Source organism: Acinetobacter sp. IK23 (genome assembly GCF_035615275.1).
In the GTDB taxonomy this organism is placed as follows: Bacteria; Pseudomonadota; Gammaproteobacteria; order Pseudomonadales; family Moraxellaceae; genus Acinetobacter; species Acinetobacter seifertii.
On record NZ_JANBNX010000026.1, the window covers coordinates 1 to 13,674 of the forward strand.

12 protein-coding genes are annotated in these 13,674 nt (G+C 28.3%); 10 read left to right on the top strand and 2 right to left on the bottom strand.

Going from position 1 to position 13,674, the window contains the following annotated elements; translation table 11 throughout:
- From MSG95_RS15030 to MSG95_RS15070, 9 genes are all read left to right on the top strand, one after another.
- Positions 1 to 868: hypothetical protein (locus tag MSG95_RS15030; protein ID WP_324645105.1), on the top strand; the 868-nt coding region annotated here is incomplete at its 5' end.
- A complete protein-coding gene (locus MSG95_RS15035) occupies positions 799 to 2,832 on the top strand; it encodes a type I secretion C-terminal target domain-containing protein (RefSeq protein ID WP_324645106.1) in 2,034 nt (677 codons plus the stop codon). The genes MSG95_RS15030 and MSG95_RS15035, both read left to right, overlap by 70 nt.
- Before the next feature lie 113 nt (positions 2,833 to 2,945).
- Positions 2,946 to 4,604 carry a poly alpha-glucosyltransferase gene (locus tag MSG95_RS15040; protein WP_324624645.1) on the top strand — a complete coding sequence of 553 codons (1,659 nt, stop codon included), beginning with the start codon at positions 2,946 to 2,948 and terminating at the stop codon, positions 4,602 to 4,604.
- Between the two features lie 3 nt (positions 4,605 to 4,607).
- The gene (locus MSG95_RS15045; RefSeq protein ID WP_324645108.1) at positions 4,608 to 5,333 is read left to right on the top strand and encodes a CatB-related O-acetyltransferase; all 726 of its coding nucleotides are present in this window, start codon (positions 4,608 to 4,610) and stop codon (positions 5,331 to 5,333) included.
- 3 nt (positions 5,334 to 5,336) lie between these two features.
- Positions 5,337 to 6,131 carry a serine hydrolase gene (locus tag MSG95_RS15050; protein ID WP_324624647.1) on the top strand — a complete coding sequence of 265 codons (795 nt, stop codon included), beginning with the start codon at positions 5,337 to 5,339 and terminating at the stop codon, positions 6,129 to 6,131.
- A complete protein-coding gene (locus MSG95_RS15055) occupies positions 6,131 to 7,180 on the top strand; it encodes a YheC/YheD family protein (RefSeq protein ID WP_324645109.1) in 1,050 nt (349 codons plus the stop codon). Before MSG95_RS15050 ends, MSG95_RS15055 begins: the two co-directional genes overlap by 1 nt.
- Before the next feature lie 10 nt (positions 7,181 to 7,190).
- Positions 7,191 to 8,705 carry a glycosyltransferase gene (locus tag MSG95_RS15060; protein ID WP_324624649.1) on the top strand — a complete coding sequence of 505 codons (1,515 nt, stop codon included), beginning with the start codon at positions 7,191 to 7,193 and terminating at the stop codon, positions 8,703 to 8,705.
- Positions 8,659 to 9,645 (top strand): hypothetical protein, encoded by a 987-nt coding sequence (locus tag MSG95_RS15065; protein ID WP_324624650.1) that lies wholly within the window; start codon positions 8,659 to 8,661, stop codon positions 9,643 to 9,645. The genes MSG95_RS15060 and MSG95_RS15065 overlap by 47 nt, the downstream gene beginning before the upstream one ends.
- A 588-nt stretch (positions 9,646 to 10,233) precedes the next feature.
- Entirely contained in the window at positions 10,234 to 10,512 is a 279-nt protein-coding gene (locus MSG95_RS15070) for a hypothetical protein (protein WP_324624651.1), read from the top strand.
- Between the two features lie 89 nt (positions 10,513 to 10,601).
- Here MSG95_RS15070 and MSG95_RS15075 read toward each other — a convergent pair whose 3' ends face one another.
- Together MSG95_RS15075 and MSG95_RS15080 are read right to left on the bottom strand one after the other, a co-directional pair.
- Positions 10,602 to 10,976: a hypothetical protein gene (locus MSG95_RS15075; RefSeq protein ID WP_324624652.1), complete on the bottom strand. Its 375-nt coding sequence runs from the start codon at positions 10,974 to 10,976 to the stop codon at positions 10,602 to 10,604.
- A gap of 591 nt (positions 10,977 to 11,567) precedes the next feature.
- On the bottom strand, positions 11,568 to 12,155 hold the full coding sequence (locus MSG95_RS15080; RefSeq protein ID WP_324624653.1) for a recombinase family protein: 588 nt from the start codon (positions 12,153 to 12,155) through the stop codon (positions 11,568 to 11,570).
- A gap of 846 nt (positions 12,156 to 13,001) precedes the next feature.
- Between MSG95_RS15080 and MSG95_RS15085 the strand changes: the two genes are divergently transcribed.
- Positions 13,002 to 13,586 (top strand): recombinase family protein, encoded by a 585-nt coding sequence (locus MSG95_RS15085; protein WP_324645115.1) that lies wholly within the window; start codon positions 13,002 to 13,004, stop codon positions 13,584 to 13,586.
- Positions 13,587 to 13,674 lie beyond the last annotated feature (88 nt).

Below are 13,674 nucleotides of genomic sequence, written 5' to 3' on the forward strand. Positions count from 1 at the left end.
CCCCACCGCGCGCGTGATCTTCACCCCTCTTGTTTTGCTCTCAGCGACTCTGATTCCGACAGTGACTCTGATTCTGATAGCGACAGCGATTCTGATTCTGACAGCGACTCTGATTCTGACAGCGACTCTGATTCCGACAGTGACTCAGACTCTGACAGTGACTCAGACTCTGACAGCGATTCTGACTCCGACAGTGACTCTGATTCTGATAGCGACAGCGATTCTGATTCTGACAGCGACTCTGACTCTGATAGCGACAGCGACTCTGACAGCGACTCTGATTCTGACAGCGACTCTGATTCCGACAGTGACTCTGATTCTGATAGCGACAGCGATTCTGATTCTGACAGCGACTCTGATTCTGACAGCGACTCTGACTCTGATAGCGACAGCGACTCTGACTCTGATAGCGACAGTGACTCTGACAGCGACTCAGACTCTGACAGCGACAGTGACTCTGATTCTGATAGCGACTCTGATTCCGACAGTGACTCAGACTCTGACAGCGATTCAGACTCTGACAGCGATTCAGACTCTGACAGCGACTCAGACTCTGACAGCGATTCTGACTCTGACAGTGACAGTGACTCTGATAGCGACAGCGATTCTGACTCTGATAGCGACAGCGACTCCGATTCTGACAGCGACTCTGATTCCGACAGTGACTCTGACAGCGACAGCGATTCTGACTCTGATAGCGACAGCGACTCTGATTCTGATAGCGACAGTGACTCTGATAGCGACAGTGACTCTGATTCTGACAGTGACTCGGACTCTGATCTGGTTGCGAATGATGACTTGGCAACGCTTGATGCTAATATTGATCCAACTACAAGTTCAGTACCTACACAGTCTAAAACGTCTATAGTTTTGCCTTCTTATGATGGTCTGATTTTGGATTGGATGTGGGCTGTGAATAATGCCTTGCAAGTAGAAGTTCCCCAAGGGACATTGCAAGATTTCAATATTAATATCAGCGGCTTATATGCTGGTGTGGGTATTGTAAGTTTAGGTCTCGATGTTCTTCGCTTAAATGAGAACACTGGTCAATATGAGCTTTATGAGCATATTCCAAATGCCGGAACTGCTTTTGCAGCGCTTGTAGGGTTCTATACAGGCGGAACAACAATTGATAATTTACCAGAAGGTAAATATGCAATTGTCATGACAAATGATCAAGGCCTTAACTTTACTGGCTTAGGTTTCCCAACTTTAACAATCCCATCAGGTGGTGTAGCAACTGATTATGGTGAGGTTGTTGTAAGTGGTAATGTCATTGTACCAGTAGGACCGGGGGATGCAGCTGATGTTGACCCTGAAGGTCAGCCTTTAGTGGTTACTCAAGTAACTTCTGAAACAGGTAATACATTAACTGTTGATCAATCTGTTAATGGTTTCCAAAAAATAGAAGGTGCTTATGGCGACCTCTATATTGATAAGAATGGGAACTATGAATACATCCGAAATCCGGAAATTCCTAACTCCGTAGGTAAAGTCGATACGTTTACTTATATAATTCAAGATGTTGATGGAAATACAGCAACAGCTAATCTCAATATTAGAATTGATAGTTCTCAAGTAGACATTAACTGGCCAACTGATCCTACTTTAGATGGCACAGTTGACTTAGTTGCTACTAATGACAGCAATGGCGCTCAAGTAGATTACAAAAACTTTGTTGAAACAAAATCGGCAGATCTTGGTTCAATGACTGCTTCCGTTACTCGTACTGGTAGCTTGTTTGGTGGTTATAGCTATACGCGTGTTGCTGGAACAGATACTTCAGATGTTATTACTGTAGATAAAAATGCTTCTGCTGTTTTATCTATCAAAGTTACTACAACTGATTCATCTGGCGCTAATAATGATACCTTTGGTTATAGCGTACAAAAATTGGTAGGTGGTAGTTGGCAAACTGTATATGTTTCACCAACTATAACTTATAGTCATCCATTCCTAGGTGGATCAAATGCTACGATCATTGATAATAGTTATTCGATACCAGCGGATAGTGTGGCGACACAATGGCGTGTAATTTATACAAGTACTGAAAGTAATGAGTCATTCCTTGTTAATGGCACTAATTCAACTTCAGTTCAAACTTCAGTTCAACCAACAGTGACACATTATGATGCATTTACTGCTTCTGGAGAATTTACTCCAGCTACAGGTAATGTAATTACAGATGATAGCGGTAATGGTACTGATGTAACTGGAGGTGTTGGTACTAAATTGTTTGTAGAAAATGCAGCTGGTGTATTTGTTGAAGCTACTGGTCAAACGTTAGTTTACAGTAATGGAACATTAAAAATTGCTGCAAACGGTACATATACATTTACTCCAAATGCCACAGCGGATGGAAGTCAAACTACAAGTTTCAATTATAAACTTATAGCTGCGAATGGTGATGAAAGTAATGTTGCTACATTAACAATTAACTTGGGTAGACATTATGAAACTGGTACTGGAAATGATTTGATTTCTGGCACATCAGGAAATGATGTTTATACAACTGGTACTGGTGCAGATACAGTTATATTCAAGCTTCTTAATGCGACGGATCCTACAGGTGGAAATGGTTCAGATACTTGGAGTGATTTTACTAAAGCACAAGGAGATAAAATTGATATAGCTAGTTTATTAACAGGTCAAACTATTAGTAATCTTAATATTGGTCAATATATAACTTCTGCACAAATAGGTAACGACACGGTAATTAGTATAGATAGAGATGGAAGTGGAACTTCTTATAACTCTACAGAACTCTTGACTCTTAAAAATACTAATACTACGATTGAAGAATTACTACAAAATAGTCAAATATTATTTTAATTTGATTGTTTGAGTAAAAAGAGGATCTACGGGTCCTCTTTTTATTTTGTTTAAATAATTTTTAAATTAAATTCGATATGTTATAATAATTAAAAGATTTTTGAAGTGATGATATGGAAATTAATACATATAGTAAATTTGAGGAATTCAAAGAAAAATTAAAAATCTGGTTGTTAATTAAATTAAAAACTTATTCTGAATGTGAGAATAGTATATGTGTTTTTTTATCTATTGGTGATAATAAAAAACGATGTGCAGTATGGAACACGTTTGATAGAAATTTTAATACAGTGTTAAAAAGAATATATTCATTCTTGGATAATTTATATTCTAAAAATAGAGGGATACCTGAGTTTTTTAAAATAGATATTGTCTGTAATATTAGTGAACAGAGTTGGAGTGAGGTTGAATTTAATGTTTTAAATCAGGAACATAATAATCACTACAGGAAAGGAATTAGCTTTGATGATAAATTTCACATATGTTTTCTAGAGCAAGAGATATATGGTAAAGCTATTATAAAAGGTATTTCTTTTGATAAACCTAATTTTTTTGATGAAAAAAACCTTAATGATGCAATAAAATCTAAATATAAAAATATTACTAAGGTATTTAAACTAGATGATATAAAAAAAATATGGGTTTTTGATACTGTATCTGCTTTTTATGAAAATGATAAATTTATTGATTTGCAGACTGGGGGAGTTGTAAACGGAATAAGATATAAGTCTGAAAATTATAAGGACGAAGTAAAAGAACTTATTATTAATAATTCCGAGTTTTTATATAATCAAATTTTAGATGACGGTCGTTTTATTTATGGTTATTTCCCAGCTTATGATCGAGAAATTAAGAGTTATAATACTGTTCGACACTGTACGTCGATATATGCATTATTGGAAACATTAGAAGTGGATTTTAATAAAAAATATTTAAATAAAATTGAAAAATCTATGGAATTTGCCTTTGATAATTTTTATAAAATTATAGAAGAAAAAGGGTTTATGATTGATGGTGAGCGAGATTTAGAAATAAAATTAGGATCAAATGCAACTGCAATCTTTATGCTTGCTAAATATCAAGAAATAACTGGTAATGATAAGTATTTGAAAAATGCTGAAATGCTAGCAAAAGGAATACAATATATGATTAATGAATATGGTCAAACTAGCCATATTCTAAATTATCCGTCATTAAGCGTAAAAGAAAATTTTAGAATTGTATATTATGATGGAGAAGCTGCTTTAGGGCTTCTACGTTTATATCAGATTAATAAAAATAAAGATTTACTTGATACTGTTAAGCTAATGTTTGATAATTTTATTGCAAAAAAATATGATAAATATCATGATCATTGGTTGAGTTATTGTACAAATGAATTAACAAAAATCTGTCCAGAGGAAAAGTATTTTAGATTTGGAATGAATAATTATCTTAATCACATGGAATTTATTAAAAATAGAAAAACTGCTTATGCAACATTTTTAGAAATGATGATGTCAGCATATAAAATGGTTTCATATATGAGAGATAATGGTTATCTCGAGTTGTTTAAAGAAGCCAAGTTTGATGAATTAAAAGAATTAATTAAATATAGAGTTGAGTTCCAGCGTTCTACGGGATTTTTTTACCCTGAATTAGCGATGTATATGGCTAGGCCAGATAAAATTAAGAATGCATTTTATGTTAGACATGATCGTTTTAGAGCACGAATAGATGATCAAGAGCATAATTTATCTGGTTTAGTAGCTTTTTATAACTATTTTGAGTGATATATGAAAAGACAATATAGAGAGCTAAAAAAAGTTATGAGTGAATATCATATATATTTTACTCGTAATGGTAACTCAAGATTCTTGGATGAAGATAACATTAATTTCCTAGAAAAAGTAGAAATTGAACCCTTTTGTGCATTTTTAGTCGGTAACAATATTTGGAGTATGGGAGCATTTTCTTATAGTTGGTCTCTATTGCCAATTACTACTAAAGTAGGTCGGTATTGTTCAATAGCAGAGGGAGTAAGGGTACTTGGTTTAAGGCATCCTCACGAATGGCTAACAACTTCAGCAACAACATATGATCGAAATTTTATAATTTATCAAAAATATTTAGAAATTAATAAGATGGATCAAAATGCTCGAAGGTTACCAAATAATATTGAACAAAAAGTATTGGATATTGGACATGATGTTTGGATTGGTGCAAGGGCATTGTTGAAACCAACAATAACTATTGGAAATGGGGCAGTAATTGCTGCAAATTCAGTCGTTACAAAAGATGTACCACCTTATGCAATTGTGGGGGGTAATCCAGCCAAAATTATAAAATTCAGATTTAACGAAGACACTATTGATAGATTAGTAGAGTCGAAATGGTGGGAATATGGATTTTCAGATATCCAAAGTCTAGAAATAGATAATATTCAACAGTTTCTAAATGAATTTGATTTTCAAAAAAATAATATAAAAAAAATGAAATTGGAAAAATTAATAGTGGAGTAAAGTATGAGTACTATTACAAGCGCAGACACTAAAGTAATAGGATTAATCGAATTTAATTCAATTATGAAAAAAATTGAGAGAATTTCTGCTAAATCTTTATCAATCTTTATTATTGATAATGAAAATATTATTGAAGTTTATTCTAAGAATACAAGTATAAAAATTGTACCTGGTTCAGTTGTAAAATTATTAACATTATTTTTAGTATTTGATTTAAATATTTCTTTAAGAGAAATTGTAAGAGTTAAAAAAAATAATTTAATAGTTGGAAGTGGTTATAATTTGTTTGAAAATGATCTTATAACAATCAATGATTTGCTTAAAAATATGATATTTAAGTCAAGCAACACGAGTGCTGAAGTCTTAAAAGAAGTAATTGAAGAAAAAACGAATATTTCTTATAAAGAACATGTAGAAAGATTAATAAATAGAATTGGGATGAAATTTACAAATATTTTAAATTCGCATGGATTATATAAAAGCAAACAATATACAACTATCGATGATTTATTAAAACTAGTTATTAATATGTTGGAAAATAAAAAAGTAGAATCTTTCTTATTTTATAGTCATCAGAGTATTATTGTTGAAAGAAATAAAAGCTATGTCAATATTGATTTTGACTCTAATGAAAGAATATTTATTAAAACAGGAACACTTTTTCCTAATGTATTCAATAGCATACAGATAGTAAAAAATCGCAATAATTATCTTGTTGCTTGTCTAGGATATTCAAAAAATGATCAAAGTAGATTGATTGATCAAGAAATGATTAATGATTTAATTGGAGTAATATAATGTCTGTATTTGGAATTTTAAAACCAGCAAAAAATTTAACTGATGTAGAAGAAATCTTCATCATTGTTGCTCAAAGTCGAGGACATGAAGCATATGTTTTTACAGCAAAAGATGTATGTTTTGAAACTGAAAAGGTATTAGGCAAGACTATATTAAATGGACAAGTTTTAGAAAAAGAATTTAACTTTCCTAATGTAATTCAAAATAGACTCGCTGTTAAGGCTGAAGATAAGGAAATATATTTAAAATTAGCAGAAAGAATTCCTTTTACATCAAATAGAATTGGGACAAAAAAGAATGTTGATTTAAAACTTCAAAAAATTGAAGATATTAATGAATTTTTGATAAGTGTTGAGGACTGTAAAAAATTTGAGGATCTTTCGGATGCAATTCAAAAATATAAAAAAGTTATATTAAAGCCCTTATCAAGTAATCAGGGGAAAGGAATTTTTTCTGTCGAGTTTTTAGATAAAAAATATACAGTAAAGCAATTAGATAAAAAAAATGAGTTTAATAAAAATGAATTGAGAAGTTTTTTTGATAAAGAGATTAAGAATAAAGGTTATTCTCTAAGCAGATATTTCAACAGTTCTACAAATAACGCACTAAACACAGTCTTTCGGATGCAAATTAGTAGAGGGGCGGGTGGTAAGTGGAAATTAATAAAATTTTTCCCTTATGTAAATATTAATAAAAATATTGATATAACGAATGGTATGCAAGGAGCATTAATCACAACACGTGAAAAATTATTTTTAGAGCAATATTATCCAAACTCATTTGAAAAAATTAATAAAAGTATAAAGAAAATTTTCGAAAAATTTCCACTTGCTTTTCAAAAGCAATATTCATGGCGCTTAGATTCATTAGGTTTAGATCTAGGTATTGATCAAGAAGGGAATATTGCTATATTTGAAGTCAATGCAGGGCCTGGAATTGGATTTATGGCTTATCCGGTAGCAAAAGCTCAGTTTGATTATTACGAATGGTTACAAAAAAATGCAAAACCACCTTTCAAGAATAATTTTTTGCCTATAAATCTAAGATAAGAGAATTATTATGTTAAAGGAAAAGGGTATATATATGCTTTATCCTGCAATTAAGCAGGAAAAAAATGGTCTATTAATTGCGCTAATCAAAAGAGCAGATTTATTTAGTAGAAATGGAGTTAAAGTAAATATATGTACTCTTTCTTATAATCCTATGGTTAATCTTCTTTATAAGGATTTGTATGCAAGTAGATTGTTAGATTCAGATGTAAGCGAAAATATTAATTTTTTCAATTTATATTCTTACTATCAAAAAAATGAATTTTCAATTGATTTTAATCCAGAAGATAGTATTAAAATTACTATCGAAGAAAAAAATATTGAAAGTGATACTTTAGGCAATATTAAGGTCTTTGATGATAGAAATAAGCTTTGTAAATATTATGTTAAAAATAAACAAGGTATTTTGAGTCATATAAATATTTTTGAATCTGGCAAAATAGTTAAAAGATTAAAATTTAATGAAAAAGGGATTTTAAGCTCATCACAAGTTTTAGATAGTAACAGATTAATTCTTGCAGAAGATTTCTATGATATTAATAATCATCTTGTCCTATCACGAAATTATAATAAGGAAGGTAAGGTAGTTAGTCTATATCTGTATGAAGACGGGGGCATAATTTCACGAAAATTTAGTTCGGAAATTGAACTATTTGAATATACTTTATCTAAAATTAGTGAAAATGAGCATAAGATTTATATTATTGATAGAGCTATAGTTTTTGCAAGAAATATATTGTTGAACAAAAGGGAAAACTCTACTGTTATTGGCATTATTCATGCCGCACATTATTCAAAAGCTAGAGAAAAAGATTCAAAAACTAATGCTCACTACAAGAGTTATATTGAGAACTTAGAGAAAATAGATCATCTCATATTTTTAACAGAGAAACAAAAAAATGATTTTAGTAAAAGATTTGGTTCCTATCCAAACTACACTGTTATTCCCCATTTTTATAAAAGAGCAACATTCGAAAATAGCTTAAATTCCAGACAAAAATATAAGTGTGTTTGCTTAGCACGGTTTGATAAAGTAAAAAGATTAGATCTACTTATAGAATTATTTGGTGAAATTCATAGAAAAATTCCTGAAGCAACCCTAGATATTTATGGTTTTGGACCTGAAAAGGAAAACTTAATAAAAACTATAGAAAATAATAATTTGGTAGGTGTAGTACGGCTACTTGATTTCGTTTCTGATGTAAATTCCGTACTTAAAAATGCAGATCTAATGCTATTTACTAGCGGATCTGAAGGATTCTGTATGGCTATATTGGATTCTTTAAAAAATGGTTGTCCAGTAATTTCTTTTGATATTGATTATGGTCCGAGTGAAATGATTATTAATGATTATAATGGCTATTTGATCGAAGATAATGACACAGAGAAATTTATTAACTCTACTATAGAATTATTAAATAATAGAGAGAAAATAAGTTTCTTCCATAAAAACTGTGCTAAATCTGTATGGAGATTCAATGATGAAAATAATTTTAAACTATGGAAAAATATTATCTTTAAATAATATTCTAAAGATTTTTTTATTTTTTTCAGTCTCATTAACGAGCTTGGATTGCTTGGCGGCGTACAAAAAAAATATGACGATCGATGAAAAAAAATATTATAAATCTGGAAAAATTAGGGTTGTCTATAGTCTGAATGAGATAGAGCAGACAGATATCAATAAAAATAGTATTCCAGATTATGTCGAAAATATTGCAATTCAAGCTAATGCAACTATAGATGCATTGGACTATTTAGGTTTTGTTAATCCTCTTAATAGCCCTCGATATAAATCTGAAGTAAATTATATTGATATTCATGTGGTTAGCATGAATTATAATGGTATTGCTTACGATAAGCCGTATCTAGCTAGTTTTGATGGGGTAAAAAAAGACAAAGCATTATTGATCAAATTAAACAGCAGATTAAAAAACTTTCCAGGAAATTACTGGACCGTTGTTGCTCATGAGATATTTCATCTTTATCAATACGGGTATAGTCCATTAAAATCAAGTTGGTATCTTGAAGGTATGGCAAATTGGTCGGAAAGATTATTAAGAAAAGATGATATTGATAAAAAGGGTGGGGTTCTTTTACCAATTAATATCAGTAGTTTACAAAATAATATTTACAAAATACCTTACAATAAGCTATGGTATAGGTTAGCTTTTTTGTCTAATAAAATGAATGATAGTCAATTAAATTTGCCAGATAGTATAAAGAAACGTAAATATATTGATGGTACTTTGGTTTTTAAAGATAATTCGTTCTCTGGTTATATATTTATGAGAAGTTTTTTATCAAATTTATCATTGGTAGCAAATGATAAAAAATTTTTACTTCCTTTAAATAAATATAATAACTTTTATAACTCTTCAATAATTCTTAAATGTCTTAAGAAAACAATAATTGAATCTGGCCTAGAACTAAATTCCGATGAGAAAGAGTTTTTAAATTTATAATTTTTGATGAAATATTAAAAATTTAATTAATGGATTACGTGTATTTAAAACATATATTTAAAACACTTTCCAAGATATTGATAGTCTTATTGTATGTAAGATAAGGATAATTTTTATTCAAGAATAAAATATTTTGAACTTAATTAATTTTTAATTGATAGTGATTAGTTCTCATGTGAATATAATCATGAGGATGTTTATTAGATAATTATCCTCGTATTTCAGGTTTAAGTGATATTCACTAAGTCCACAGCCTTGTAGGGTGTGGACTCTTCTTAATTAATGAAGAGTTTAAAATTGTATTAAATTCTCTTATTTTAACTCGAGATTGAAATTAAATTTTACTTAAACTTTTTTAAAAATATATCTATTATTGATAATCCTAATTCTATAAATTTTAATTTAAGATGGATTTTATAAAAATAGATTTTTAAATATTTAATATGAGGATTAAAATTAGTGAAGAAATTAATTCTAACTCAAATAGTATTTTCCTTAACAATGATTCTATCTGGGTGAGTAAATCAACCATATGGACATCAATCAGTTTATTGACTAGCTTCTATTAATACCATCGCTAGTCATAAATTGTATTTAATAGCAGAAAAATCAGGCCATCCTAGCTTAGGTACGGGTGAGGTCACAGTAGATAAAGCTACTCAATATGCAAATAATCATAAAAAGACAGTGATTTGTGATAAACATCATTACTATGCTGCGAGTAATGTTAGTAGCGATGTGAAGCAAACAAAGATTACTTTAGTAAGTGGTGATGAGATTAATATCTCTAAATCGTGTTGGATAGAAGATGCAAATCCGAAAAATTCAATTTATGTTTCTAAATCATCTGTTAGTCATGGTTTTTGATAATTAAGTAAATAGTGGAGACTAAGCCTTAGTAGCTTACTCTCCTTATAAGTTATTCAATTTTTTCAAGAAAACTTTCTTTAAAAAAATTAATTATTTAAATTAAAGCAATTAATTGAAGTGATACCCTGAAAATAATTTTTATATAATTCTATATTAAGATCTATCAAATTATTTCTTTCAATTTCTATTAAGTAGACCTTGTTACTATTTACTTCCTTTTGGTTTAAAATATACTCTATTATCGTACCTATTTCTATTTTTTTATCTAAATTTAATTTTACTATAAAAACGGAAAAACCTATTTCTTTCATTTTTTCTGCATAGAAAGTAGCATAAGTTCTTGTATTTTTTATTAAACCTGTATCAAAAATAATAATTGTTGGAAAAGGTCCAATTCCTTTAGGAATATAAATCTCAACTGTTGCTGAGTCTATTGAGGAATTCCAGAAAAAATCATTCATATCAAGAATTTATCTTACTTTAAAATAAATAAATTTTCATAATAATGCTTTAAAACATTAAACTATTTTATTAAAAACTGAAATTTATAAATCTTAAATGGTTAAATTGTTAAGCTAAAATTTGAAATACATTAATATTATCAAGATTTTCTTGAAAGTTAATTTAATTTATTTCGTGGAAAACAACTTTACGTTGTAAATATAATATAATCAATAGTAAATGCACATAAATTATATTTTATATAAAATATTTTTTATAACCAATTGAAAGTAAATCGTTTTTGGACTTATAAAATTAATTAAACCTAGTTTAATTGAGAAGAGTAATGATAATAAAAGATACTTTTAAAGTTATATGGTAAAAGCAACAGAATATAGAGCTACTGTGAATTATATAGATTAAATTTTAAGCATAATAATATTATAAATATATGTATATATATATCAATATCTTACTTGCTGAGGTTTAATATTCAATATTTCTATCATTCATATTCTATAGAGGATTAACCCTTATTAATAAAATGTATTTCATTACTATTCCCTTTTATATTATTCCATATGTATTTAATAGGTTTGAAATTTAAATAATTACAATACATTACTCTTTGTGGCATTGTTTAAGATTCTTTGAATTACAGTTCTTGTAACTGAAAATTCTTTAGCGAGTGAATATACGCTATAGCCTTTTTTAAACAATTCAATCACTCTATTTTTCTGTTCATTATTTAATATTTCCGGTCTACCAACCTTTCTTGTTGGTTTGTGATCTTTGAACTTCTTATTGTCAGACTTGAACAACTTCTCAAATTCAGCTGATAATTTTAAAAAATGAAGGAAGAAAATTTTCAAGTCACCGTTAATTTCATTCTTAGAGTAATCCAAGCATATTAGTCGGATTTTTTTTTGATCGATTTTATCAACTATACCTAAAATTTCTTCAAAACTATTACCCAAGCAATCCATGCTTTTTATCACTAAAATATCACCTTCTTCTAATGAATAACTTATTAAGTTAAGAAATTTATCTCTATAAATAATAGATTTATCAACAGATACTTCTTCTACTACTAATCTATTCTTTTGAATTTTATAACCATATTCACTAAAAAAAGAGATATATCTAGAAAATTCAAATTGCAAATTAGGCTCTATTCTAACATAGGCATATGTACGCATATTAAAAACACCAAAATCAAATAAAAACAAAACAAATCTTAGCATCTTATTTTTTTAAAAAAAACATGAACTAAATCACAAAAGTGTACTATACAGTGTTTAAAACATATTAATTAAATACACAATTGAAGCTTCACTGTTCATCAGTTTTTTGATCATTATTATTGTATTGGTTGATAATTTTATTGTTTTTTTAGGGGTGTTTTTTTTCATGTTTAATTACCTTGTTACTAAGTCTTTCTAAATTTAATATTAATCTAATATTAAAATCTAGTTTTATTTTTTTATTTGAGTGATTTGAATATACATAACATAACAAAATAGAGTTTAGATAATCGGGTAATTTTTGGTGTTTTTTTTATATATATGATATATAGGTGTTTTTTTATTTCTTTTGTTTTGTTTTTAACTATATGTTTAAATTTATTAAAAATAAAAAACATAGTTTTAAAACATCTTTGTAGGATGGTTTATGAAAATTTATAATTTGAAATTTTCTATTAATATTTTAAATATATATGATTTTGATTTTTTAATATTTGGCTATATTTATAATGTTCTTATATTATTTTATAAGATTTAAATTTAAAAAGTAAAGTAATTTTCTACTAATATATTGATATTTATATAATGTTTTTTGATATTATATTTTTGATTGTTGTGAAGGTTTGAATTTTAAAAATAGTAGAAATATTAAAATAATTACACTACTATAAAAGTATGAAATTAATAAACTAATTGTATAAAAATCAATAAGTGAAGATCTAAAAGTATTTTTTTATTTTAATTTACTTTATTAGACATACTTCACATTACTCTAAGGGATAAGAAAGAGGGGGCATGGCTATGCGTATTTATGCATATATACGAATAAATCCAAATATTGACGATTTACAAAAAGAAAAAGAATCTTTTATTTCTGTACTAGCAAGCTTTAATCATAAAATTCATCCAAATAGAATTATTATTGAATTAGTATCAGTAGATAAGTCTATTACTATACGGAATATTTTTTTTAATCTAATTAATTATTCCTTGGAGGAGGGTGACTTTCTAATTGTTAAAGGTATTGATTGTTTAGGAAATAGTTTTAAAGAAATATTATCTACAATTATTTTAATTGAAAAAAAGAAAATTAAATTAATTATATTGGATTATGCAAATGGTGAGTTGAAAGGAGATATTAAAAATAGCTTTATCCATTTTATCGAAATGGGTTTTTTTTTTGAAAAACTTTTCATATCTGATCAATCTGTACAAAAGAACTATAGATTATCTAAAAAGGTTGGTAGGCCTGAAAAATTAACGAATGATCAAAAACAGGATGTTATTAATAAATTTAAAAAAGGATTTAGTGTATATTCTTTAGCTAAGGATCTTGCTGTTTCAAGGACTGTAATCCAAAGAGTAATTGAAAAATCCAATGATTAATTATATGAGTAATATCAAATTTAATAATGGATTGAAATAATTTAGTTTTTGTTGCGTATTAAATTGTGTTTTAATTTTTAATTTAATA